This window comes from Thauera sp. SWB20, from assembly GCF_000831325.1.
GTDB lineage: Bacteria > Pseudomonadota > Gammaproteobacteria > Burkholderiales > Rhodocyclaceae > Thauera > Thauera aminoaromatica.
Genome location: NZ_JTDM01000012.1, coordinates 149,861 through 174,872, shown reverse-complemented (window position 1 = coordinate 174,872; position 25,012 = coordinate 149,861). Strand labels below are relative to the sequence as shown.

General features: G+C 62.4%; 21 protein-coding genes and 2 pseudogenes. 10 read left to right on the top strand and 13 right to left on the bottom strand.

Annotated elements, in window-relative coordinates; genetic code table 11:
- Positions 1 to 3: 3 nt before the first annotated feature.
- The 3 genes and pseudogenes from PO78_RS22735 to PO78_RS22135 all read left to right on the top strand — a co-directional run.
- Positions 4 to 2,520 carry a site-specific integrase gene (locus PO78_RS22735; protein WP_156147762.1) on the top strand — a complete coding sequence of 839 codons (2,517 nt, stop codon included), beginning with the start codon at positions 4 to 6 and terminating at the stop codon, positions 2,518 to 2,520.
- Between the two features lie 65 nt (positions 2,521 to 2,585).
- On the top strand, positions 2,586 to 5,615 hold the full coding sequence (locus PO78_RS03595) for a hypothetical protein (protein ID WP_156147761.1): 3,030 nt from the start codon (positions 2,586 to 2,588) through the stop codon (positions 5,613 to 5,615).
- A gap of 163 nt (positions 5,616 to 5,778) precedes the next feature.
- Positions 5,779 to 6,042: pseudogene (locus PO78_RS22135) on the top strand (transposase); the annotation flags it as partial.
- Positions 6,043 to 6,196: 154 nt separating this feature from the next.
- On the opposite strand, the gene tnpC (PO78_RS03590) reads toward PO78_RS22135, so the two are convergent.
- Genes tnpC (PO78_RS03590) through tnpA (PO78_RS03580) form a run of 3 tightly spaced genes read right to left on the bottom strand, consistent with a single transcriptional unit; the run spans position 6,197 to position 8,513 of the window.
- Positions 6,197 to 7,816, bottom strand: coding sequence for an IS66 family transposase (gene tnpC / locus PO78_RS03590; protein ID WP_043742004.1), 1,620 nt, complete (start codon positions 7,814 to 7,816; stop codon positions 6,197 to 6,199).
- A 29-nt stretch (positions 7,817 to 7,845) separates the two neighbouring features.
- The gene (gene tnpB, locus PO78_RS03585) at positions 7,846 to 8,205 is read right to left on the bottom strand and encodes an IS66 family insertion sequence element accessory protein TnpB (protein ID WP_043742005.1); all 360 of its coding nucleotides are present in this window, start codon (positions 8,203 to 8,205) and stop codon (positions 7,846 to 7,848) included.
- Positions 8,205 to 8,513 carry an IS66 family insertion sequence element accessory protein TnpA gene (gene tnpA, locus PO78_RS03580; RefSeq protein ID WP_043742008.1) on the bottom strand — a complete coding sequence of 103 codons (309 nt, stop codon included), beginning with the start codon at positions 8,511 to 8,513 and terminating at the stop codon, positions 8,205 to 8,207. Before tnpA (PO78_RS03580) ends, tnpB (PO78_RS03585) begins: the two co-directional genes overlap by 1 nt.
- A gap of 156 nt (positions 8,514 to 8,669) precedes the next feature.
- On the opposite strand from tnpA (PO78_RS03580), the gene PO78_RS22730 reads away from it, so the two are divergent.
- A complete protein-coding gene (locus PO78_RS22730) occupies positions 8,670 to 8,918 on the top strand; it encodes a hypothetical protein (RefSeq protein ID WP_156147760.1) in 249 nt (82 codons plus the stop codon).
- 214 nt (positions 8,919 to 9,132) lie between these two features.
- Here PO78_RS22730 and PO78_RS23120 read toward each other — a convergent pair whose 3' ends face one another.
- The 8 genes from PO78_RS23120 to cadR all read right to left on the bottom strand — a co-directional run bounded on the left by PO78_RS23120 (position 9,133) and on the right by cadR (position 14,577).
- Positions 9,133 to 9,327 (bottom strand): hypothetical protein, encoded by a 195-nt coding sequence (locus PO78_RS23120; RefSeq protein WP_197068722.1) that lies wholly within the window; start codon positions 9,325 to 9,327, stop codon positions 9,133 to 9,135.
- A 51-nt stretch (positions 9,328 to 9,378) separates the two neighbouring features.
- Positions 9,379 to 9,582, bottom strand: coding sequence for a hypothetical protein (locus PO78_RS23115; protein ID WP_052484351.1), 204 nt, complete (start codon positions 9,580 to 9,582; stop codon positions 9,379 to 9,381).
- Between the two features lie 115 nt (positions 9,583 to 9,697).
- The gene (locus PO78_RS03570; protein ID WP_043742061.1) at positions 9,698 to 9,976 is read right to left on the bottom strand and encodes a hypothetical protein; all 279 of its coding nucleotides are present in this window, start codon (positions 9,974 to 9,976) and stop codon (positions 9,698 to 9,700) included.
- 11 nt (positions 9,977 to 9,987) lie between these two features.
- Complete coding sequence (locus PO78_RS21830) at positions 9,988 to 10,992, bottom strand: DUF932 domain-containing protein (protein ID WP_052484350.1); 1,005 nt, start codon at positions 10,990 to 10,992, stop codon at positions 9,988 to 9,990.
- Positions 10,993 to 11,116: 124 nt separating this feature from the next.
- Positions 11,117 to 12,028: a hypothetical protein gene (locus PO78_RS23110; RefSeq protein ID WP_012584366.1), complete on the bottom strand. Its 912-nt coding sequence runs from the start codon at positions 12,026 to 12,028 to the stop codon at positions 11,117 to 11,119.
- 60 nt (positions 12,029 to 12,088) lie between these two features.
- Entirely contained in the window at positions 12,089 to 12,286 is a 198-nt protein-coding gene (locus tag PO78_RS22725; RefSeq protein WP_156147759.1) for a hypothetical protein, read from the bottom strand.
- Between the two features lie 223 nt (positions 12,287 to 12,509).
- Positions 12,510 to 13,832, bottom strand: a complete 1,323-nt coding sequence (locus PO78_RS03555) for an IS110 family transposase (RefSeq protein WP_043742163.1) — start codon at positions 13,830 to 13,832, stop codon at positions 12,510 to 12,512.
- A 304-nt stretch (positions 13,833 to 14,136) separates the two neighbouring features.
- Positions 14,137 to 14,577 (bottom strand): Cd(II)/Pb(II)-responsive transcriptional regulator, encoded by a 441-nt coding sequence (gene cadR, locus PO78_RS03550; RefSeq protein ID WP_003804130.1) that lies wholly within the window; start codon positions 14,575 to 14,577, stop codon positions 14,137 to 14,139.
- 85 nt (positions 14,578 to 14,662) lie between these two features.
- Between cadR and PO78_RS03545 the strand changes: the two genes are divergently transcribed.
- The 6 genes and pseudogenes from PO78_RS03545 to PO78_RS03520 form a co-directional block, all read left to right on the top strand.
- A complete protein-coding gene (locus PO78_RS03545; protein ID WP_034375348.1) occupies positions 14,663 to 17,068 on the top strand; it encodes a heavy metal translocating P-type ATPase in 2,406 nt (801 codons plus the stop codon).
- The gene (locus tag PO78_RS03540; protein WP_231570604.1) at positions 17,065 to 17,898 is read left to right on the top strand and encodes a phosphatase PAP2 family protein; all 834 of its coding nucleotides are present in this window, start codon (positions 17,065 to 17,067) and stop codon (positions 17,896 to 17,898) included. Before PO78_RS03545 ends, PO78_RS03540 begins: the two co-directional genes overlap by 4 nt.
- Before the next feature lie 40 nt (positions 17,899 to 17,938).
- The gene (gene tnpA / locus PO78_RS03535) at positions 17,939 to 18,256 is read left to right on the top strand and encodes an IS66 family insertion sequence element accessory protein TnpA (protein WP_043741458.1); all 318 of its coding nucleotides are present in this window, start codon (positions 17,939 to 17,941) and stop codon (positions 18,254 to 18,256) included.
- Positions 18,256 to 18,615: an IS66 family insertion sequence element accessory protein TnpB gene (gene tnpB / locus PO78_RS03530; RefSeq protein WP_043741456.1), complete on the top strand. Its 360-nt coding sequence runs from the start codon at positions 18,256 to 18,258 to the stop codon at positions 18,613 to 18,615. The genes tnpA (PO78_RS03535) and tnpB (PO78_RS03530) overlap by 1 nt, the downstream gene beginning before the upstream one ends.
- 22 nt (positions 18,616 to 18,637) lie before the next feature.
- Positions 18,638 to 20,452, top strand: coding sequence for an IS66 family transposase (tnpC, locus tag PO78_RS03525; RefSeq protein WP_043741453.1), 1,815 nt, complete (start codon positions 18,638 to 18,640; stop codon positions 20,450 to 20,452).
- Between the two features lie 40 nt (positions 20,453 to 20,492).
- Positions 20,493 to 22,649, top strand: a pseudogene (locus PO78_RS03520) (Tn3 family transposase); the annotation flags it as partial.
- A gap of 398 nt (positions 22,650 to 23,047) precedes the next feature.
- Here the strand turns inward: PO78_RS03520 and PO78_RS03515 are convergent.
- Entirely contained in the window at positions 23,048 to 23,491 is a 444-nt protein-coding gene (locus tag PO78_RS03515) for a DUF411 domain-containing protein (protein WP_002943438.1), read from the bottom strand.
- A 116-nt stretch (positions 23,492 to 23,607) separates the two neighbouring features.
- Positions 23,608 to 25,011, bottom strand: coding sequence for a heavy metal sensor histidine kinase (locus tag PO78_RS03510; RefSeq protein WP_043742053.1), 1,404 nt, complete (start codon positions 25,009 to 25,011; stop codon positions 23,608 to 23,610).
- Between the last annotated feature and the right edge of the window lies 1 nt (position 25,012).

The window sequence follows — 25,012 nt, the reverse complement described above, 5'->3', positions numbered from 1 at the left end:
TCCATGAATAGCCGCGAGGAGATCCTCCACCTGCTCGCTCCGCTCACGAGCATCCTAAGGATGCCGGACGACCTGATCGGAATTCTGGCTGTAGCCAGGAGACTCGTTCCAGTCTTGCGGTCCCTCGTTCGCGTTACTGACGAAAAGCAACAACCGCTCATCAGTGCGTGCCTGGCGGGACTGGAGCAGGTCATTGACGGTGCTTCCTGCGTTGCTCAGTTTTTCCCGGAAGCCTTAGGAGGCGGTCGAAGAATCCTGAAGGGGTACTACGCCTCACATCCCCATTACTGCGTTTTCTGGCACGTTTGTGCAGACCCTGAGCTTGAGCAACAGTACGGTACGCTGCTGGTATCAATGTTCCCCGTCCAGATGAGGCTGGAGCGGGACCGCACACTCATCAACACCGTGGCCGATCCCGCGTACATGGTCGGCCTCAGTCTTCGTCAGCTCACTGATCGACCAGACGAATCGTTGCGGCCATTTCTGCTCGAACTCCCCCTCGAACCGATGCATCCGCAAGCGCTCCTCGAGCACTTCGAGAACCACATGTCACGACTGGGTCTTAGACCCTTGGTGACCGGCACACTCAGGAATCTTGGATACCTGCATCGGGCATTGCAGTGGTTCGAGACCGGCGTTTGGGAGGTCCAGCATCACCTGCAGACCGGCAGGGCGGATACGCACAAAGCGGGGCGGCACGGCGCCATTGACGGGACTCAGCCCTCTCGTTCTATTTCCCGAACGCTCGAAGGGGATGATGGTTTGCCTGACATTGGTGTGACCCAGTTCGTTGAGGATGACGGCTCGACCCATCGGCACGACCGGGATCTGGACTTTTCGCCTCCAGGCGACGGGCCCAAACGCGGAACGTTGATCGCCGTTGCGCCACGGTCCGCATCTGCGGCCAACAGAGGCGATCGTCGAGCTTTGGCACGCAATGTTGCACGATACACGGCTCAGGCGATCACGCTGGCTAACCAGCAGCTCCCCGTTACGCACGCCACCCTGTCAGGGTACGAAATGGAACTGCTAGTGGACCTGATCGATAACCTGACCACTGACGACTGGGGAGAAATCTCCGCGTCCGACAGGCCACTCGTAGCCGCTTGGGCGGCATGCCGGCTGTTCCTGTCAAGAGCGCCGGAAGCGATCAAAACGCTGCAAATCAGGAAAGTACGCACGGCGCCCCATAACCGCGCCCGCGTTCCGCCAACCATCTTGTGGACACCCACAACAGGGCGCATCTGGCTCCCTGTCGCATCCCCAAAGCATGTCACGCCACGCATTGAGGGCGAGCCGGCAATTCGCACCCTCGCCGCAGCCAAAGGGTTCGAGCTGGAGGTGCCGCCCGCGCTCACCACTGCACTGAGTCGCGTTGAGCACGCTCAGGAACCACTATTTCAACGCTCCTACGAACCTGAATTCGCGCAGCTACTCGCAGCCCTCAACCAAACCCGCGGCACGGCACTACACCCGGACCGCGTCGGGCGCCTGCTCGCCAAATTCATGGCGCAGCTTGGCGGGAACGACCGCGTGTACGAATTCTACTTCAGAGGCATACCCCCAAATCAGCACAACCCTTGTGTGTACTCGGCCGTCCCAGTGAGCCGTCTGCAGACGCTCTATGCCGGCGCTTGTGCGCGCCTATACCAGCTAGCCGGGCTGCCTTATCCTGCCGCAACCGCAACAGCACCAACAAGTGCTCCCGAATATGGCGCAACACACGTTGGCTCGCTACACGTGCCAACGCGGGCGAGCGTACGGACTACAGTCCTCACCGTCCTCAACGCAGTAGCAAAGCTAGCATCAGAAGCCGGTGTGAAATATGTCGAAAGGCACAACGCATATACGGCCTACGTCGCGTTTTTCCTGCTCGCGACAACCGGACTGCGTGGCGTATCGAGTCTGCTACCCGCGCACTTTGACATCGACCGTGCGACGGGCCTCTGCTTCGTGAGCGACAAGGATAACGAGAGCTACGAACAGTCACGAATCGTATGGCTCCATCCGATGCTCCTCGATCAGCTGAGGGCATACAGCCAGCACGTGACGCGCCTGCGACAGTATCTGGCCCTTGCCAATCCGGAAGGCATCGATCACCTCGACGCCCGCGATCGCCTGGTCTCCCTTTCCTCGCACACGGCACCGAACCGTAACCGGGATCTCGAACTCTTGCGTGCCGCCACCCCTTCCCTGTTCCTCCTGACTAAGCATGGTAGCCAGCTAACGCCGACCTTTCCGCTGGAGCTTCAACATCTGCTCGGCAGCACATGGCAACTGCGCATCGGAGCACTGCGTCATTTTTTTCGGACAGAACTGCTGCACCTTGGTGTTCCGGGGCCGGTAATCAACGCTACGCTAGGCCATGGCGAGCGCGGCGAGGGACCTTGGGACCGATTCAGTTCGCTCCCTCCCCTGCAGTGGCAACGTCTGGCCGCCACGGCAATCACCAAGATCTGTGACGCCTCAGGCTTTCAGGTCCTTCAAAGTCCACTTCTGAGAAGTCTCAGCACTTCATGACTCAATGGGTCGAAGCACCGAGCACGGGATGGCCCGATTGGGCAGTTGCCTCCACACCGAGGGACTTGAAGAAACGCAAATCCCAATTTGGTCATTTTGCCAGCTGGATGGCCAGGAATGTACCGCACCTTTGGAGCGGGCAACCGGATCCCGGTTATACCCCGGAATTTCTTGAGACCCAGCTATCCAACCTTCTCGCCACCGAATCCGAGCTGGCAGCCCACCGGATTCTTGCGAACTGGTGGGACATGCTGCTTGGAGAAGGCCACCGTCTGAAACGCTGGAATGTTCGTCCGGGGTCGCAAAGAGTCAAGCTGCCCCCAGAGCGACCGAGCTTCGTCCGGCGGGACTTTCAGCTCCTCACGCGGCTTCGCCCGATCGAAGCGGCATTTCTCGACCGGCTCGGCAGCTCTCTTGATTCAAGACAACGCTACCACGCGTTCATGCTTTCGGCCGTACTGAACGGTGGGATTCTCTCCACCGAGCGACTGAGCGCACTTCTTGGCCTAAGCGCCGATGCGGTGCAAATGATCGACGGTGTCCTGTGGGCAACGCTCAACCTACCGGTTTCCGGATCACCGAACGGCCGGCCGCTTAGGTGGTATCCCGACGCGCTCACAGCGACTTTGCTGACCAAGGTTCTTGAGAACGGGCCGCTGCTGCATCCGGAGGGCAATGTCCGCGCGGGTCGCGCAGTACTTTGGTCCCGTCTCGAGGCGACTCTCAATACACTCGAGCTCCCGCCATGGCGAGGGGAACTCAACGAGCTGTTGCGCGCAGTACGCGTCTCCACCGCCCTTTCGGCCCCCGGCTTCGTTGCGGCCTATCTTGCGGAAGACCTAGAAAGTCACTCCTTGCCTGATCCCGTCTTTCAGCGAGTATTGGGCGCAAGGCTTCCAGCCGCTGATAGTCCTTCGGCTGAGCCGAAACACGCGCCCCCTCTTGCGCCAGCCGCCATAGAACTGGATGTCGATTTCGATCCCGACTTGCCACGTAACAGCCAGATGAGTATCACCCGGCAAGTGTGCAAGACCTTGGACAACAAGCGCGGGGCAATCGATCGTCTGAAGAAGATCCTTGAGGAGCACCACGGCAGGTTGTGGCCGATTACCCACGCGCTGATCGGCTGGACGATGTGGCGATTGGACCCTGGATGTCCGTTGGGAAAGATCAAGGCATCCAGCGCGCAGACTTACTTCAGAACCTTGGCGGTACATTTGATCTACGAAGCGGAGGATCTCGACCTTCTTGATCTGGATGTCGATGACTTCGAGACCTTGTACGAGCTCGCCGCCAGACGGGTCGGCACCGAGTCCCGTCGCGCGTACTTCTGGGGTCGGTTGCGCGACTTCCACGATTACCTGTTTCTGGGAGGTGCGCCCGATATTGATCTGCGCGAGCTCGACGGGTGGGTCGCCAAGGGGAGCGTCAGGGTATCAGCGAATCTCGTCACGGAAAGGGAGTTCCAGCGCTTCAAAAAGGCCCTGGAGATGAACCGGAATCATCCTGCCGCAGAAATGGTCTTTCTTGCCGGAATGCTGGGTTACCGCGCCGGTTTGCGACGGCGTGAAGCCCAGATGCTCAGGATCCACGACGTCCATCCGGGGCCTGACCCCTTTCTACTGATTCGCCCATCGAAGCTTGCATCTCTCAAGTCGAATGCAGCCAAGCGCCGGATTCCCCTTCGCGCGCTGCTGCCGGTTGATGAGCTTACGATCTTGATGGATTTCCACGAACGAAGGAAGGCCCAGGCCGACGGCAAGGATGGCTTGCTGTTCGCGAGCCCCGACGCCCCCTGGACACCGACACCGTATTCAACGCTGATTGATCCGATAACGGCGCTCTTCGCCGCGATCACCGGGCAGGTTGGGGTGCCCTTTCGTTTCCATCATCTGCGACATTCATTTGCCAACTGGGTCCTGGTCGCAATGCTCGCTGCGGACGAACCGGAACTGCTGACACGAAAACTACCGCTTCTTGACGCGCACCTGCTCAGTAACGCAAGTCAGGTGCTGTTGCGCACGCGTTTTTATCCGACGCTTGAAGGCAGCGAGCACTATCCAGAACGTCGCCATCTCTATCAAGTCGCCGCGCTGATGGGGCACTTGAGTCCGAGCACAACATGTCAAAGCTACCTTCATCTCCTCGATTGGCTCAGTGGCAGGTATCTCGACCTTGCACTGGATCATCGCTTGCGCCACCTGGGTGGACCGGACCTTGGGCGCATCTGTGGGTTATCCAGTTCAATGCCCTACAAGCGGGAGTATCGTGATTTCGCCCATAGCGCGGTTGCCTTTCTGCGTCACCATGTGGCGATGCGTGCCAAAGCTCAGGCATCAATCATTGAGCATGCACCCGCAGCACGAACACTTCCCACTCTCAGTGATCTGATCAAGCCGACCCTGCCAACACCATCCTTACTGATAACGCTGCTTCGAAGACACTTCTCGGGCACATCGATCCAGAAGCTGGAGAGCATTTTCGCGATTCCAGCCAGTGCAATCACTGCTGCTACCGAAGCATACCTTCGCATGTATGCCAAGCAATCAGTGCAGCACCCAAAGGGAACCATCCCCGTGCCGCGTCCACCTCGCTCCATGGAACAACAGTGCGAGTATTTCAGAATTGTCGAGCGGGCATACGCCTCAGCCCGCAATGCGGAGAATCGTCTTGCCATGAGTGCACTTGCAGAAGCCTTGATTCAGCGTACGGGTCCCAAGACGGGGAAGATTTACTTCGGGACGGAGGGTCGCGACTTCAAGATGATCCTCAAAGGTCTTATCCTCCTGGGAGTCGACGCGGCCGAAATGACGCTTATCGTACGCCGCCCGGCAGCCATCAGAGAGGACCCTGATTTCGTCACCAATGCCGTCGATCACGCAAAGAGCGAGGGTATTGCAATCGAAGGGCAACCACTCGAATGGGAGAAGCGAGAGGTGAAAGGGGTTCTCTTACGGTTGGATGTGCGAGCCACCCAGCCCGTTGTTGCTCTAAAGGGGCAGCACTTGGAAGGGCGTATTCGAGGGCTGAATCATGCCGCAGCGTGGATACGCTTTATTGATCATTTGCCCTCTGTCCGTACGATTTGCGGGTAGTCTGGATGACTGCCGCCGTCCAATAGGCCCACAGGCCGCCGTCCGTTACAACAAGGATGCACCTCGTCTCCATCACCCCCTCTGAGTTCCGTTCGAGACCCATGCGCGCTCGGGCGAGAGCGGCGTATCGGCCGCTCTCAGACGCATGCGCATCACCCGTTGCAGGATCAACGCCTTTCGGAATCAAATCCAGCGCAAAGGACAACGCAACAAGCCGCTGTCCGAATGCCAGCAGCGGCGGAACACGCGCATCGCGCGGACGCGAGCGCGGGTGGAACACCCGTTGGCGGCCATCACGCAAATGGGCGGCAAGTTGATCCGAACCATCGGCCAGGCGCGGGCGAGCTTTGCGATGACGATGATGGCGGCCTGCTACGACCTGGAGCGGCTGACGTATTTCCAGAAGGCCGGAATCGTGGCCTTCTGACGCCCGAAATGGGCCGAATCGCCGCTGCCCGAGGCGATTCGGAGCAAAAACGGGGCAGCGCCGCCGGGTGAGGCAGCGTGGTGCCGAGGAAGTCGAGCGGAATTCCGTCGTGATCATCGTTGCACGGTAAGCGGTAACCGAGCGGCGTTCTTGCCTACTTCGAGCGCGGGTGGAGATCGGATCGAAGCGGATTGGCCGCGAAGTGTTGCTTCCACAGCCTTGGGGTGAGTTGCGCGACATCGGCGGCAGGGTGCTGGCCGACGCGCTGGAGCACATCGACCAGATAGGCATAGGGGTCGATGTCGTGCAGGCGACAGGTGGCGATCAGGCTCTGCGCGATCCCCACGTATTTCGCGCCGACCTCGGTCCAGCAGAAGAGCCAGTTGCGGCGGCCCATCGGCACTACGCGTAGCGCCCGCTCGAGGTGGTTGGTGTCGATCGGCACCTCGGGGTCGGCGAGGTAGACCTCGAGGGCGGCCCGGCGCTCACGCACGTAGGCCAGGGCAGTGGTCAGCGGTGAGCTCGGCAGTAGCCCCTGGGATTCGAATTGGGCGCCGACCCAGTCGAAGAACCGGTCGACCATCGGCTTGGCCTGGGCGAGCCGGTATGCGCGGCGTGCCTCGCCGATGAGTTGTGCCTCACGGATGTGCTGCTCTACCGCGTAGAGCTGGCCGATCATCTCCAATGCCTGCGTCGCCCGTTCGGGCTCGATCGACTGGGCCTCGAAGAATTTTCTTCTCGAGTGCGCCCAGCATTGCGCGCGCGTGAGCCCGCATTTTTGTGCGTAACGTTCGTAGGCCGCGTAGCCGTCGGTGAGCAGCACCGCCCCCTCGGGCGGTGGGTCGGTCCCCAGGGTCTGCGCAATGTGTTTGCCACTACGCCCCTCGTGATAGGCGAAGCAGATTTCGTCGCGCTCGCCATACACCGGCCAGAAGTAGCCGCCCTTCATCTTCCCCGGGCCGGCGCGCCCGGCCTTGATCGGGGTCTCGTCCATCGCCTTGATGCGACTTGCGCGGATCGAGTCGAACTGGGCCGTAAAGACCGGCTCGAGCAGCGCGAGCGCCGCGTGGGTGAGCTGCGTGAGCCACGGGCGCGAGACCCGGATGCCGTTGTCCCCGAGCCGCTGATGCTGGCGGTACAGCGGCTGGTGGTAGCAGAACTTGTCGGTGATGAGCCCGGCGATGAAGCTCACGTCGGCGCGGCTACCGTCGATCACCCCGGCGGGGGCCGCCGGGCAGTGGATCGTCTGCGTGTCGCGGCGCTTGATGACCGGGCGCACGTACTTGAGGATCACGTAGCTGCCCGGGCGCTGCGCCAGGCGGTGGCTGACCTTCTCGCCGATCACCTCGAACTGCTCGGCGGTGAGGCCCTCGATCTCGGGGTTGGCGAGCGTGATGGTCTCGACCGGGACGCGCGTCTCGTCGAAGAACAGCGCCGATTCGTCCTTGCTCTGGGCGAAGTCGGTGTGCGAGGCACGACGGGTGTGTCCGGCTACGCTCTTGCCTGGGGAGACGGGCTGCGTGTCGGGGATCGGCAACTCACCCAGATGCATCTGCGTCGGGTCGGGTGAAACCACGCGCTTCTCGCTCTTCTGGCCGAAGAGCTGGCGGCGGAACCACTCGAGCTGATGCTTGAGCGCCGCAAACTCGAGGCGCATCGCATCCATGTCGCGCTGCAAGGCGACGTTCGCCTGCGCCAGTCCGACGATCTGCTCGGGCGCCCACTGGGCGGCCTCGGCAAGGGTCGGAACGGGGGTGCAGTGCGGTGCGGACATGGCACAGATTTTACCGCAGAGCCCAGCATTCATGCGGGCTGCACGGCGTTTGTAGGTAATCTGAAACGGCGCTTGTAGCGGACCGGCTCGATGCCTTCGAGCAAGAGCTTGAGCCCGGTCCAGTCCATCTGACGCGTGCTGACGTGCGCCCAGTTCGACACGAAACGACCCTGCTCGAGGCGCTTGGCCCACACGCAGAATCCGGTGCGGTCCCAGTACAGCACCTTCATCTGCGTGCCGCGCCGGTTGATGAACACGAACAGCTCGCCCGACAGCGGATCGCAGCCGAGCGCCTGGCGTGTGAGCGCGTACAGGCCGTCGAAGGATTTGCGCATGTCGACCGGGCGGCCATAGACATGGACCCGGACTGCGCCTTCGGGGAAGAACATCAGCCGCGCGACAGGTGAAGGATCACGCCGTCGCCCAGATCGAGCCGCAGTTCGAGGCGACCGGTGCCTCCGAGTTTGAGCGTGCCGGCGTCGACGAAGCCGGTGGGCTCCATCACCGGCGCGGCGGGCTGCGTACTCGGTTCGCCCAGCAGGCGACGCCAGCGCCGGAAAGTCGACTCGCTGAGTCCCTCACGGGCGCAGAACGGCTCGATCCCCAGGCCGCTCGCGGCAAACCGCGCAAAGACGGTTTCCCACTCCTGGCGGCTACGCCGCCGCCACTTGTTGTTGGTCGCTGTCGCCCTGGTCACTGCCGGCTCCTCCCTGATGAATGTGGGAGGGATTGTTCCGCGTGGGCGCGGGCGGGCAAAGAACGCCGCTCAGTGACCGGTTACGTTGCACGGCAGGATTTACTGAAAACCTCGGGTTATTCGAGGTGCCCCTATGTCATAAGCTGCGCTACCGCCATGAAGCAAAAGACCGTCGCCTCGCTGGCTTTCGAACGGAAGAAGAAACACACAGACCGTCCGCCAGTCCGCCGAGAACGACCACAGTTCGTCGCGTTCCGCACGGCCATCGACGAATGCCCGCCAGGCCGTGTGCGGGTGGCCGAAGGGCCGGTTCGGCGCCGCGCCGATGGGGTCGAAGACCGTCTCGCGTACCTCGACCTCCTCCACGGCCAGCCGCTCCAGATCCGCTTCTTGACCTTCCAGTAGGCGAACCAGAGCCAGCAGCTCACGCCCCACCCGAACCCGAGCACCGGCACCACGATTTCATCGAGGGCCCGATCCCAAAGGTTCGTGTGAACGACACGGATCCCGTCGATCGGGCCCGCCTGTGTGCGCTCCCCTCGCCTCGCCTTCCACAAGAGCCCAAGATAGATCTAGGCGAACAGCGCCACGCCCACGCCGAGGTAGCCATACAGGTAGATCACGGCGCGCCTCCATCCTTCGCGCGCTCCGGTGAACACACGGTCATCCCGCCAACCCCATACCTCTCGCCGCCGCCCGCGGATCCCGCCGTCCCGTTCTGCCGCACGCGGCTCGCCACCACGACCCCGCGCTCGATCTCGAGCAGCAAGTCCCGCTCGAAGGTGCTGCCGTAGCCCATGTACACGTACTTCAACAGCCTACCCTGCGGAATGCGCAAGGTACCGGAGTACCAGTGCGCGAAGACCTACTCCGGAAAGTCAGGAAAGACGGTGGCCAACGAAGCCGCGCTCCCGTCCTCCAAGGTGGCGTTCAACTCCAGCAGGTAGAGGCGATCGTTCTGGATCTCCCACAGACCGACGTAGCCCCGCCACAGCGCCGTGCAGTCCCATCGAAATCCCGGACTCACGCCGCCAAACGCGAAGTAGTCGTCGAGCGGGTTGGCGCACATCGACCAGGTTTGGCCCTAGTACAGCAAGCGCTCGGCGATCTGGGCCGTCATCGTTCCCTTCCCGGCCGGTGTCGGCACGTGGCGCAGCACGTGCACTCGTTCGCCCGCGCCAGCCTCATCGATTCGCGCCCGCCAGCTGCGCCTCGGGCAGCCCTTCCAGCGCGACCCCGCGCTCGCAGGCCAGGTCGAGGAGCCCGACCCGGTGCCAGATGCCGTGGCGCTGCAGGTAGCGCTCGTCGGGCGCCGTGCCGAACCGCGCCTCATAGCGTTCGCGCGCCGCAGCGAGCGCACCGAGCGAAACCATCGGCGTCAGGCAGCGCATGCGCTGCGGCCGCTCACCGGGCGGCAGGCGCAGGAATGCGGGGATGTCCGGGTCCGAGTCGTGGGTGGTCATGATTTCCTCACTCAGCGCACGATCGCCTGGATCCGGTGGAGCGCGGTCGTCTTGATGCGGTCACCCTCACCGAACAGGATGTGGGCGTATCGGTCGGCGTTGGTTTTCTGAACGTGATCGACCCACCCGGTGAGCGTGTTGAGTGCGCCCCACCAGGTCTTGCCCTCGGGGGGGACGCACTGGGCGGGAATGCCCTCGCGGCGCACGCCCATCACCTGGGCGCGGGTCGCCCGCACGTTGGCCAGCCGGGTCTCCCAGGCACGCTGCACCTGCAGGTTCTGGCCGGCCGTGACAGGGCGCTTGGGGTCCGGCAGCAATTGTGCCAGGAAGTCCTCGAACGCCTTGTCATCACACTCAGCATTCGCGAGGCGGCCAAAGAGCGCCTGCGCTTCCTCGCTTCGCTTCACGCTGAACTCGAAGAACGCGCGCGCCTCCTCCTTCAGCACCCCGTAGCGCCCATCGTGCGCGCGCCGAAAGACTTTGCCGACGGAGGCGTTGTCCAACGCCAGCGACAAGGTGTTCTGGCACACCACGCGCACCGTGGTGAGCCGGATATCGATGGCGCTCGAACCGTCATGGCTGTTGCTGAAGAGCAGATAGGTCTCGACGACATCATCACCGCGCACCTGAATGTCACCGGGAAGCCTGGCCAGCAGCCAGACCACCTCTCCGTTCTTCAGGTAACCGCCCGTGTGGTAGATGGACTGCCCTTGACCGAGGAGAGCGTCGAACATTTCCGCGCCCGCCCGGTTCTGGAGTGGGCCGAAGCCCGGATGCACTACGCCGATCACCCGGCCGGCCTGACCCGGCTTGCGATCCTTGCGCACGACCGCGCAGCGCTGCGGCGCTTTCGATTCAGGCTCGTCGGCGACCGCCAGCGGCAGTAGCTCGACTTCCCAGTCGAGCCCGCCGTGCTTCAGCGCCTCCTCCAGCGTTGCAGGCTGCTCGAGCCGCTCGCCGAGCCGATGCCACGGCCGCTCGCCGTAGTAGAACATCTCGCCAATGTTGTGGGCCATGTTCGCGCTCCCTGTTCTGTTCGTTCGATTCCGACGATACCCTCGTCGTCGATCCGGTCCGAAAATTCCCCTACTTTCTGCCCTGCGCACTTCGTGACGCATCGACGGGCAGCGAGAAGGCCCATCAAAACCGGAACCTTTGTTGCAGCGTTTCCACCGAGTTGCAGTCCAGGCGGACACGCACGGCCAAGGCCCACACCATCTCGTCGACGTCCTCGTTGTCCTGACCTCGGATGTCATCGATGATCCAGACGCGGTCATCGTTGATCATCCCGATGGTGGCCACCCGCTCCCCGGTAGGAATGACCTGGACCGAGAACACCCGATAGTCTCCGCACTCGCAATCGGGGATAAACATGTCGACGCAGTGGCGCATGCAGCGCGCTTCGTCTTCGACGGCCGCCGGGGACAACAACTCGATGATGCGCAGCGACCCAGCAGACACCGGGGTCGGCAAAATCGGCTTCCAAACGTCGAACGAGAAGTGCTGCTCGCAGCGAAGCGACCAGTTCTCCGCTTGTGCGTGGAACCATCGCCACGGATTTTTCAGCTGTTGTCCCGAGAGCGGCGGCTCCTGACTGAAGAACCACCGCACGACCGCGGGCAATTCCTCGGCCAAGAGAAGATGGAACGCGTACCCCTCGTACTGGCGGCGCACAGCCTCAAGCCATGAGGCACGAAACAGCCCGACCGGTACATCGCCCAGATCCTGCTTCGCGCTCGGGAACCGCATTCGCATCCACGCCCGGGTCAGCTCGGGTGGGGGCAGCACGTCCATCTCACATTGCTGGATCAAGCACAGCAGCGCACAAATCGTCCGGAAGGACGGCATCGACGGAGATACCGATCCATGAGCACGCGGCATGAGGGGGGCGAGGAGCGCATCCCCGAAGCTGAGCAGAAGACGCCAGCCGCGTTGGTTGATGCCCACAGAAGCGAGCACCGCCTTGATCTCGTCGAGCGCCGGTGCGGCCTCGACGACACCCGCTTGGTGGGCGATGCGAGACAGCAACGGGAAAGGTGAAACCTTGGTCATCACAGTGCTCCTTCCAGACGCTGCGGATCAAACGCCGGGCCCGTCGGTACAAACCGAGCGTCAGCCCTCATCGTTGGCCGAGCCATCGTAGTGCACCACCCCTGTCCAACGCCCGACCAGCACAAAGCGACTGCTGCGCAACGTCAGCACACCCTGACCGGCGGCATGCGGGGCGACGATCCACCAGCACGGCTCGGTTGGCGCGTTGTAAATCTTGAACGGCGCAGCTTCATCGTCCTGGCAAATTGCAGATTCCATTCTTCATGATCAAGCAGTCCAACGACATGATCTCGCTGATTGATGGTCATGATCAGCGGCTTTGAGGGGTGCGCTTGGGTTCGCTGAGTTCTTGGCAAAATAGTCTGATCCCTGATGTGCGATGTGGTAACGCTGCGAAGGGCGTAGCCCGAAGCAGCGTTACCACATCGCACCCCCCTTGATGGGGTCGCCTCTCAAGAAACAAAACTAGCCGGGGCGGTTTTCATGCGGCTGCCCCGATGGGGTTGATCTGGAACCCGAGCGCGGTGGCTCGGCGTTTGAGTGCAGCGATGCTGCGCTCGCGTTGCAGTTCTTCGTATCGCTGCTGCCCCTGGTCGACGAAGGCCTCGCCGCGGGTGAGCATGAAATACACCATGCGCGCGAGCTTATGCGCCGTTGCGGTGTTCGCCTTGGGTTTGTCCATCCGGCTGCAAAGGCGCCGATAGAACGCTCCGAGGGCGGAGTTGCTGTGCGATAGCGTCATCGCGGCCATCTTCAGGGCCTGGCGCACGCGGTTGGCCGAACGCTTGGTACCGGCCGAGAGCACCTTGCCACCGCTGACCTTGGTCCCTGGGCACAGCCCCAGCCACGAGCAGAAGTGCTTCACGTTGGCAAAGCGGGAGAGGTCGGGTCCGATCTCGGTCAGGATCTTCATCACCGAGCTCACCTCGAGCCCGTTGATCCGCGTCAGATCGACCCCTGCCCAATTGGCGAGCATCTGCCGGACATCGAAGGCAGCGCGCGCCTTGCTGCCGGCTCGAGGCACCGCGCCAACGTTGATCGCGCACTGCGCCCGCTGCCCGAGCAGCACCTGCATCTGGGCGTCGCATTCGCGCAGGTGACGGGCGATGTCGTCGTACATCGACAGTGCCTGACCCAGCACGAACAGATGCTCCTGGCGCCAGTTCCCGGTCAGCGCACGGATGACCTCCTCGGTGCTGGCCTTGACCCGCCGGTGACGGTGACGCGCCAGCACTTCAGGGTTGCGCTCGCCGGCGACGATGTCACGGATGATCGCCTGACCGCTCATCCCCATCACGTCGGTGAGCACCTCGGTGAGTTGAATGTTCATCTGCACCAAGGCTTTTTGCATGCGCTGCACCCAACTGGCCTGCTCGGCGAGCAAGGTCTCGCGCAGCCGGGCAATCGCCCGTAGCTCACAGACCTCTCCGGCAGGTCGCCATGCTGCGCGCAGCAGCCCGTAGCTCATCAAACGCTGCAGCCACTGACAATCCTGCACATCACTCTTGCGGCCGGGCACGTACTTCATCTGTCGCGCATCGACCAGCCAGACCTGCAGTCCGCGCTGCTCCAGGATCTCGAACAGCGGGATCCAGTACACGCCGGTCGACTCCAAGGCGACGATCTCCACCTTGCACGCCAGCAACCCGTCGGCCAAGGCGCGCAGATCGTCCGTCATGACGCCGAACTCGCGCACCGACTCCTCTGCCGCGTCGGGCGGCACCGCCACCCAGTGGCTCGAAGCACCCACATCGATCCCCGCCGCGTTCGGGAACACCGTGTCTGTCCGCTTGCGCATCGCCATCATCTGCTCCATCCTCGTCCAAGAACGGCAGCGCCAAGGGAAGCGTCGATTTCGACTCGATCTCTCAAACGGGATGCACATCGCTGTGCTCACCACTGTCGCCGACGATTCCCGGACCATGCTCAGAGTCGGGCTCGCTCCACAGCGTCCTCTAACGCCGCGAGCTCGCACCAATGACGTGTCGGTCATCGCGGCGCTGCCGTTCTCCTTGTAAGCCATAGTCGTTTCTTCCGGAACGCCGGGCGTGCGGGACGCGCGGATGGGATGCTCAGAAAACGGAAAATAAAGCACGCTAAGCCCTTACTTACCCAGATGTTTGACTGTTCGTGGCACTTTCACCATGGCAATTGCAATTGCCCAACCCTTGCAAAATGCCGCACGCCTCTACAGATCGAGAGCCAGAACACTTCTCGCGCAAATCAACCAAGTGCCGTTTTAACTGCAACAGCGCGGACACACGCATTTCCACCTGTTGAATATGGGCCTCCAGCAGCGTGTTGACCTCCCCACAGTCCTGCATCGGGTTGTCTCGCAGACCCAGCAATGCGCGAATCTCGCTCAACGTCATGTCGAGCGAACGGCAATGACGGATGAATTGCAAGCGCTCAATGTGCGCCTCACCGTACAGCCGGAAGTTGCCACCGCTTCGCGCTGGCTTCGGCAGTAGCCCTTCCTTCTCGTAGTAGCGGATGGTCACGACCTCGCACCCAGAGCGCTTGGCGAGGTCGCCAATTCTGATTTCCATGCATCAATCTCCAATTATCACTTGACTCTATAGTGACTATAGAGATTTTAATGGAGGCTGAATAGAAGATTTTCAGGAGTTACTCATGAGCGAATGCGCTTCAAAGGGGTGTGGCTGCACGACTGAGCCGATCATCCAACCCACGGCACCGGCCCCGCTGGCAACCGGATCGGCTCAAGCGGTGTACCGCATCGAGAACATGGATTGCCCGACCGAAGAGGCGCTGATCCGAAGCAAACTGGCCGGTCTGGCGGGGGTGGCGGGTCTTGAATTCAACCTGATGCAACGTACCTTGGCCGTGCGACACGAATTGCCTTCGTTGTCTCCCGTCGAGCAGGCGCTGAAGGCCATCGGCATGCAAGCTGTGCGCATGGATCAGGCGTCGGCCGAGCAGACGACCAAGCTGTCCATTGCCAAGATGGATTGCCCGACCGAAGAGACGTTGATCCGCAACAAGCTCGGCACCGTGGCCGGTGTTGCTGATCTCGATTTCAACCTGATGCAGCGCACGCTGTCGGTACGCCATGCGAACCAGGTTCTGCCAGACGTGCTCGTGGCACTGCAAGCGCTTGGATTCGAGGCGCAGGTCGTGGACACGGCAGAGGTCGCATCTCCATCCGCCGCCCCTGTGACCACGCCGACCAACTGGTGGCCGCTGGGCATCTCCTTGGTCACTGCATCGGCGGCCGAGGCGGTCTACTGGCTCCACAACGGCAATCACTGGTCGGTTGTCGTTCTGGCGCTTGTCGCGGTCTTCACGGGTGGCCTCTCCACCTACAAGAAGGGGTGGATTGCGCTCAAGAACCGTAATCTCAACATGAACGCCCTCATGTCGATTGCGGTCACGGGTGCCATGTTGATCGGCCACTGGCCCGAAGCGGCAATGGTGATGGTACTGTTCGCGCTGGCCGAGGTAATCGAAGCCAAATCGCTGGATCGCGCTCGTAACGCTATCCGTGGCCTGCTCGACCTGACCCCGGAACAGGCCACGGTACAGCAGGCTGACGGCACATGGCGCGAGGTGGGCGCCAAGCAAATCACCATCGGCGCCCGCGTCCGGGTCAAACCAGGTGAGCGCATCGCCCTTGATGGTGAGGTGCTGGAAGGCCGCTCTGCCGTCAACCAAGCCCCGATCACGGGTGAAAGCCTCCCGGTCGAAAAATCCCCCGGTGATTCGGTGTTCGCTGGCACGATCAACGAATCCGGCTCGTTCGAGTACCGCGTCACCGCCTTGGCCAACAACTCCACTTTGGCCCGGATCATTCACGCGGTAGAGGCTGCGCAAGGTAGTCGTGCGCCGACTCAGCGTTTTGTCGATCAGTTCGCCCGCTGGTACACCCCCGTTGTATTCGGCGTTGCCATCGCCGTCGCGTTGTTGCCGCCGCTGTTCATGGGTGCGGCATGGCTCGACTGGATCTACCGTGCATTGGTTCTGCTGGTGGTCGCCTGCCCGTGCGCACTGGTGATCTCTACACCGGTCAGCATCGTCAGCGGCCTGGCCGCCGCCGCCCGCCACGGCATTCTCATCAAAGGTGGCGTCTATCTGGAAGAAGGCCGCAAGCTGCGCTGGCTGGCTCTGGACAAGACCGGCACGATCACGCACGGCAAGCCCGCACAGACCGACTTTGTCACATGGGGCAATGCACTCGCCTCGGACAGCCGCAGCATCGCTGCCAGTCTGGCGGCCCGCTCGGACCATCCTGTATCCAAGGCGGTGGCACAGGCCGCGCAGACGGACGGGGTTGCCTTGCTCGACGTGGCCGAATTCAACGCGCTGCCCGGTCGGGGTGTGCAAGGCCAAATCAACGGTGCGACCTACCATCTGGGCAACCACCGGATGCTCGAAGAGCTGGGGCAGTGCACACCAGAGCTGGAGCAGCGCATCGCTGCGCTGGAAACCGCTGGCAAGACCGTCGTGATGTTGGTAGGCGCAAAGGCGGTACATGCCTTATTCGCCGTAGCGGACACCATCAAGGACAGCAGCAGGACCGCCATCGCCGAGCTGCACGCACTGGGCATCAACACCATGATGCTGACCGGCGACAACCCCCATACGGCACAGGCCATTGCCGCACAAGCCGGAATCGACCGTGCGCAAGGCAACCTACTCCCAGATGACAAATTGCGCGAAGTGGAGCAACTGGCCCGAAGCGGCAAGGTTGGCATGGTCGGTGATGGCATCAACGATGCCCCGGCCTTGGCGCGTGCGGACATCGGCTTTGCAATGGGAGCGGCTGGCACAGATACCGCAATCGAGACCGCCGACGTGGCCCTGATGGACGACAACCTGCGCAAGATTCCGACCTTCGTGCGCCTGTCGCGTGCGACGGCGCAGGTGCTGATGCAAAACATTGTGCTGGCCCTTGGCATCAAGGCAGTATTTCTGGTGCTGACCTTCACGGGTCAAGCGACCATGTGGATGGCGGTGTTTGCTGATATGGGGGCCAGCTTGCTCGTCGTTGGCAATGGCTTGAGGCTGTTGCGCAAATGAGCTGGAAATTCTTTCTCTACGACTGGGGTGGTCTGAACATCGCGTTGTTCCAAGCCATCAACATGAGCACACCTGCAGCGCTGGAACCGCTGGCATCGTTCTTCAACCTTGTGATAGGCAACTACTGGACTGCACCACTGATGCTCTTGGCGATGTGGGGATGGTCAAAGTCGGCACCTGACCCAACGCGGGCCGATGCCATCCGGTACAGACTCAGAGTCTTTAGCGTGGCCTTTGCGTTGGCATTTCTCGTCGCCACCATCTTGAAGCTATGGATCGACTTTCCACGCCCGCCTGCCGTTTTTGGCGACATGGTGCGCGTTATCGGGGGCATCGAACGACACTACAGCCTGCCCAGCGGGCATGCCACCTATGCCGCGCTGGTGGTCGGCGCGCTCTGGCCTTTGATAGGCCGTCGTGGCCGCATCGGCTTGGTGTTGTACGCCGCATTGGTCGGTTGGTCACGCATCGCAGCCGGAATGCACTTTCCTGCCGATGTGCTGGCGGGGTGGGTACTTGGATTGAGTTGCACGGCGCTCGCCGGGTGGCTGATGCCGCTGGCCGTCCCTGTGTGGCAATCGGCTCGCCGCACATCGACTTGGGTCTGGTTCGCAGTGGCCGCCAGTGCTGTCATGACCGATCAGCTCGCAAAGTTCGCCATCACCCGCACGTTTGCCTACGGTGAACAGGTCGAAGTCACGCCCTTCTTCAACTTCGTCCATGTCCTGAATCCCGGCGCGGCATTCAGCTTTCTGGCGAACGCTGGCGGCTGGCAACGTTACTTTTTCGTAAGCGCTCCACGAACCCCATCCTTACGTAGCCCCGGGTGAGTCCGCATGCTTGGGCTTCCGTTTCTCTGGGAGCACGAGCATGTCGGAGCGCAGCACGTTCTGGTTGTCGCACCTTTCGGCGATCGAGGCCGAAGGCATCACCACGAAGGCCTACGCCGAGCGCGAGGGCCTGTCGCCGCAAGCGCTTTACCAATGGCGTAAGCGCCTGGTGGCCGGCGGTCGCCGCAGCCGCGCCAAGCTTGGCGGATTCGTTCCGATCCAGATCGAGCCTTCGATGACGGCCCGCACGGGCTGCACGGTAATGATCGGCGCACAGCTGCGGCTCGAGTGCGCGACGCTGCCCGGCGTCGACTGGCTGGCCGCGCTGTCGGCGGCGCTCTCGGAGCGGGGGCGCTGATGCATCCGGGGCACACCATCGGCGCGGTGTATCTGTACCGGTCGGCGATCGACTTTCGCAAATCCATCGGCGGGCTGTCGGCGCTGGTCGAGCAGGAACTGGGATTGAACCCGTTCGGCGACGCGCTGTACCTGTTCATCAACCGCCGCCGCGACAAGCTCAAGGCGCTGTACTGGCACCGCAACGGCTTCTGCCTCTGGTACAAGCGGCTCGAAGCCGAGCGCTTCGCCTGGCCGGCGGCCGAGGCGAGCCAGCCCACCTGCACGCTGACGATGAAGGAGCTCGAGTGGCTGCTCGAAGGCTTCGACCTGTGGGCGGCAAAGCCTCATAAAACGCTGCATTACCAATCAGTTACGTAGCGTGATCGGGTATAATTCCGGCATGCCACAGCGTACCGCCGCCCCTCGTTCGAATGCCAATGTCGGCGTGTGCGCGTCCGTCCTCCCCGCGCAGTTGCCCGACGATCCGGCGGTGCTCAAAGCCTTGCTGCTGGCCCAGCAGCGTGCCTTCGAGACGCAACTCAATACCCAACTTACAGTCCAGTTCGAGACGCTTCGACGCGCGCAGGAAGCCACCCTCAAGGCGTACGAGGCCGACCTCCAGAAAGTCGTCCATACCCGCGAAGTCGAACTCCAGAAAGCGTTCGATGCGCGTGAGCTCGAGCTTCAGAAAGCGTTCGATGCCCGCGAGGCCGAACTGCAAAAAGGCTTCGAGGCACGCATCCTCGAGCTCTACGAGCAGCTGCGCCTGGCGCGTCGGCGCATGTTCGGGCCCAGCAGCGAATCGCACGCGGGCCAGGGCTGGCTCTTCGACGAGGCCGAAGCGCTGGCCGCATCCGCATCCGAGGCGGGCGATACCGCGACCCTGCCGCTCTCGGCCACTGAACCGTCTGGCCAGACGCCCGTCGACGCCGGCAAGAAGAAGGCGCGCGGCAAGCGCAAGCCCTTGCCGATCGAGCTGCCGCGCATCGACGTCGTCCACGACGTCCCCGAGGCCGAGCGTACCTGCGCCTGCGGCACCCCCATGGTCGAGATCGGCCAGGACGTCAGCGAACAGCTCGATATCGTGCCGATGCAGGTGCGCGTGCTGCGCCACATCAAGAAGCGCTACGGCTGCCCCAAGGGCGATCAGGCGCCGGTCAGTGCCCGCGCTCCGGCGCAGGTGCTACCCAAGAGCAACGCGAGCAACGACCTGCTGGCGATGCTGCTCGTCACCAAGTACGTCGATGGGCTGCCGCTCGCGCGTTTCGAGTACGTGCTCGCCCGTGCGGGCGTGCTCGTGCCGCGCCAGACCCTGGCGCGCTGGGTGATCGGCACCGCGCAGGCGCTGCAGCCGATCGCCAACCTGATGCGCGACGTGCTGCTCGGGCATGACGTCATCCACATGGACGAAACCCCGGTCCAGGTGCTCAAGGAACCCGGTCGGGCGGCAACCAGCAAGAGCCAGATGTGGGTGCAACGCGGTGGCCCGCCGGGTAGGCCGGTGATCCTCTTCGAGTACGATCCGAGCCGCGCGCAGGCGGTGCCCTTGCGCCTGCTCGAAGGCTGGAAGGGGTATCTGATCGCCGACGGGCTCGAGAGCTACGGCGCAATTGCCTTCACCGAAGGGGTGACCCGGCTCGGTTGCTGGGTCCATGCACGCCGTCGTTTCGTCGATGCCGGCAAGGTGCTGCCCGAAGGCAAGCGTGGTCGCGCCCACGAGGCGCTGGCCCTGATCGGCAAGCTCTACGCCATCGAGAAGGAGGCGCGCGAACTGAGCGACGTCGAGCGTCTGGCGCTACGCCAGAGCCGAAGCCGTGCCGTCATCGGTGAGCTTCGCGCTTGGCTCGACCAGGTGCTCCCCACCGTGCCGCCCACCTCGATACTCGGCGGTGCCCTGGGCTACCTGCATCGGCAGTGGCCGCGACTGACGCGCTACCTCGAGCGCGGCGACCTGCCGATCGACAACAACCCCGCCGAAAACGCCATCCGCCCCTTCGTCGTTGGGAGGAAGGCATGGCTCTTCTCGGACACCCAGGCCGGTGCGCGTGCCAGCGCACTCATCTACTCGCTGATCGAGACCGCCAAAGCCAACAACGTCGAGCCGTACCTGTGGCTGCGCCACGTGCTGCGCGCCTTGCCCACCGCCACCACCGTCGAACACGTCGAGGCCCTCCTGCCCTGGAATCTCAAGGCTGAGCAGTTGATCACAGCGTAGCGAGCCCCGGAAGGATGGGGTTCGTGGAGCGCTTACGATGCAACGACGCTATGCCACTCTGGTTTCGCTGGCCATTGAAGGTATGGCCACCGTCACCGACGAAATCATCGACCTGCACGACCGCATCATTGGCAAACTATTCAACGCCGCCAAGAACAAGCATCAGCAGCAGTTTCAGGCTTCCGGCAAGGCGATCAATGACAAGGTGCGGATGTATGGCCGCATCGGCCAAGCCTTGCTGGAAGCCAAACAGAGCGGCGGCGATCCGTTCGCCGCCATCGAGGCCGTAATGCCGTGGGATACCTTCGCCGCCAGCGTCACGGAGGCGCAAAAGCTCGCGCAGCCGGAGAGCTTCGACTTTCTGCATCGCATCGGTGAAAGCTACGCCACGTTGCGCCGCTACGCGCCGCAGTTCCTGGACGTACTTAAGTTACGGGCGGCACCAGCCGCCAAGGGCGTACTCGATGCCATCGAGGTGCTTCGCGGCATGAACAGCGACAACGCCCGCAAGGTGCCCGCCGACGCGCCGACCGCATTCATCAAGCCACGCTGGGCGAAACTGGTGCTCACGGACGATGGCATTGACCGGCGCTACTACGAGCTGTGCGCCCTGTCAGAGCTAAAGAACGCGCTGCGATCAGGCGATGTCTGGGTGCAGGGTTCGCGCCAGTTCAAGGACTTTGATGAGTACCTGGTGCCGGCCGAGAAGTTCGCTACTCTGAAGCTGGCCAACGAATTGTCGCTGGCAGTGGCCACCGATTGCGATCAGTATTTGCACGACCGACTGGCATTGCTGGAACAGCAGCTTGCCACCGTCAACCGCATGGCGGCGGCCAATGATCTGCCGGATGCCATCATTACCGAGTCCGGCCTGAAGATCACGCCGCTGGACGCGGCGGTGCCGGAGACCGCACAAGCCCTAATCGACCAGTCGGCGATGCTGCTGCCACACGTCAAGATTACCGAACTGCTGATGGAAGTTGATGAGTGGACAGGCTTCACCCGGCATTTCACGCATCTGAAGACCGGCGACACGGCCAAGGACAAAACCTTGCTGCTGACGACGATCCTGGCTGATGGCATCAATCTCGGGCTAACCAAGATGGCCGAGTCCTGCCCAGGCACGACTTACGCCAAGCTGTCGTGGCTGCAAGCCTGGCACATCCGGGATGAAACGTACTCAACGGCGCTGGCCGAACTGGTCAACGCGCAGTTCCGGCAATCCTTTGCCGGAAACTGGGGCGATGGCACCACGTCATCGTCGGATGGCCAAAATTTCAGAACCGGCAGCAAAGCGGAGAGCACCGGGCATATCAACCCGAAGTATGGAAGCAGTCCAGGCCGGACGTTTTATACCCATATCTCCGACCAGTACGCGCCCTTCAGCACCAAGGTAGTCAACGTCGGCGTGCGTGATTCAACCTATGTGCTCGATGGCCTGCTGTACCACGAGTCGGACTTGCGGATCGAGGAGCACTACACCGACACAGCGGGCTTTACCGATCATGTCTTCGGCCTGATGCACCTACTGGGCTTCCGATTCGCGCCACGTATCCGAGACCTGGGCGACACCAAGCTATTCATCCCAAAGGGCGATGCCGCCTATGACGCGCTCAAGCCGATGATTAGCAGCGACCGGCTGAACATCAAGCAGATACGCGCCCATTGGGATGAAATCTTGCGGTTCGCCACTTCGATCAAGCAGGGTACGGTGACGGCCTCGCTGATGTTGCGCAAGCTCGGCAGCTATCCGCGTCAGAACGGACTGGCCGTTGCACTGCGCGAGCTGGGGCGCATTGAGCGCACGCTGTTCATACTGGATTGGCTGCAAAGCGTGGAGCTGCGCCGCCGCGTGCAGGCCGGACTCAACAAAGGCGAGGCGCGCAACGCGCTGGCCAGGGCGGTGTTCTTCAACCGACTGGGCGAAATCCGCGACCGCAGTTTTGAGCAACAACGCTACCGGGCCAGCGGCCTCAATCTGGTAACGGCGGCCATCGTGCTTTGGAACACGGCCTATCTGGAACGGGCAACCAATGCTTTGAACGGGCACGGCAAACCGGTAGACGAGACGCTGTTTCAATACCTGTCACCGCTGGGGTGGGAACACATCAATCTGACCGGCGATTACCTCTGGCGCAGCAGCACCAAGGTCGGCGCAGGCAAGTTCAGACCGTTGCGACCACTGCCACCGGCTTAACGTGCTTTATTTTCCGTTTTCTGAGACGATCCCTTGATGTGACTTGCTCGGCGACTGCTCCGGGGAATCGTGGGAACTCTTCTCGGGCATAGGCTGGAATCGACAGTCCGGTACCTCGGTATCGAGGTCGACGATGCCTTGGAGATCTCTGAGCAGATCGAAATCTGATCGTGTCCCGGCGGCTGCCCGAAGAAAGCCTTCGACGCGACGGGCGGCTGCTTTCCGGCGGGATGCTGGAAGGGTCGTATCGGCCATTTGCTGCCACACATGGTAGTAGCAGAGTCGTCATTCGAGCGACCGGTGAGATCCGAAACCAGCCCTAGAGCGAGCTGAGGCCAGCGTGGTTCGTAAGTCGGCCGGCACTGCGCTCATAAAGTCGATACTCACCAGCTCTGCCGTCAGTGTCGGGCAAAAACCCTCGCGCTTCCGTCAAGCCCGACCAGAAGCGTCTCATAGGGTTGCGGGGTCGAGGTCTCCATGCCGGGCGACCCCTGCGGCATGCCTGGCGTAGCCAGTCCGATGGCCTTTGGGGACTCGGCGAGAAGCCGTCGGATGTCGTCCGCAGGGACGTGCCCCTCGACGGAATAGGAACCTACCTTGGCCGTGTGACACGAGCCGTATTGGTCCGGCATGCCCAGTGCCTTGCGGGCTGCGGGGACATCATCGACGTCTTTCGTCACGACATCGAAGCCGTTCTTTCTCAGGTGCTCGACCCATTTCCCGCAGCACCCGCAGTAAGCGCTCTTGTAGACCTCAACGCGTACGGGCCCCTGCGCAAACGCTGCGCCGCTCACGATCATCAGGCTTGCCACGAGCCCGCCGAGCAAAGTTTTCGTCTTCATGTTCGTCTTCCGGTTGATGGCGTCGAGGCATAGTTTGGCACTTTGAGCCCAACGGGAAGCTGACCTCAAAATTACATTTCCGTCAGACAGCCGGGACCCCGGTCGACTTTGCAGGATCAGGAAGGTGATGAGGCTTCATTGCGAGGCAAGGTGATCGTGAAGCAGGTGACACCTTCAGCGGAGCGCGCAGTGATGTGACCCCCGTGGGCCTGGACGATGGAACGCGTGATCGCAAGTCCGAGCCCTGCGCCTTCACCGCGAGATTCGCGCTGGGCGCTACCGCGATGGAAGCGTTCGAAGATCCGCTCGATCTGATCGGCGGGGATGGGGTCGCCGACATTGCACACGGCGAGACCTACGCCGGCTGCGTCCGCGTCGATCCTGATCGTGATCTGTCCCTCTTTCGGTGTGTGACGAAGCGCATTCGAAATCAGGTTCGACAAGGCGCGCCGCAGCATCAGGCGATCACCCTGAACGCTCGCCTGGCCTTGGCGCACGATGCGGACTTGGCCCTCTTCGGCCAAGGCTTCGTAGAAATCGATCAGCGCATCCGCCTCGAGGGCAAGGTCGACAGGTTCGCCGGCATGCGCGAGGGTGTTCTCCTCGGCCTTGGCGAGAAACAACATGTCGCTGACCATGCGTGCGATGCGCTCGTATTCCTCGAGGTTCGACGCCAGGATGTCCTGATATTCGTCATTCGTGCGTGGCCGCGACAGCGCCACCTGGGTCTGCGTCATCAGGTTCGAGATCGGCGTACGCAGTTCGTGGGCAATGTCCGCCGAATAGTCACCGAGGCGCTGGAAAGCAGCCTCGAGCCGGGCGAGCATGCCATTGAAGGCTTCGATGTGGTCGCGTACCTCCAGCGGTGCATCATCGATGGCGAGACGCTCGGCCAGTTGCCGTGCAGACAGCTTGCGGGCGGTTTCGGTGACCTGGCGCAGCGGGGCGAGGCCACGGTGCGCAGCAAACCAGCCGAAGAGCGCCGCCGCCAATGCTGCGACGACGACGCCCGCCCACGTCGCATTTCGCACCGACGCGAGGAAATGGACGTGATGCGACAGATCGAGTGCGACCAGCGCCTCGATCGACTGGTCCCTCGATTCGAGGGGCGGTAGCGTGATGCTGACCTCAACCCCTCGATGTGGATGCCCGTCGACCGTCCAGTCAGTCAGCCCGCCCGAAAGTCGTTCTCCAGCCCGCTGGGCAGCGGTGAAGTGCTCGGGGTGGATAACGTGGATGACGCGTCCCTCGACGTCGCGAAGCAGGACACCCACACTCTCGTGTCCAACGAAAGAGCGAGCGAGTGCCTGGATGCGTTCCGATCGCCCCCCAGTCGCAGTGTCATCCTGCAGCGCGTTGCGTATGAGTGCGGCCTTGCCCTGCAATTCGTGCAGGTCTAGCTCCTGGAAATGCGCGTCCAGCATGCGGCCAAACAGTACCGCTACCAGCACCAGCAGGCTTGCGGTGAGGGCCGCAAAGAGCGTTGCCAATCGCGCCGTCAGCGAGTGAATACGGATCATC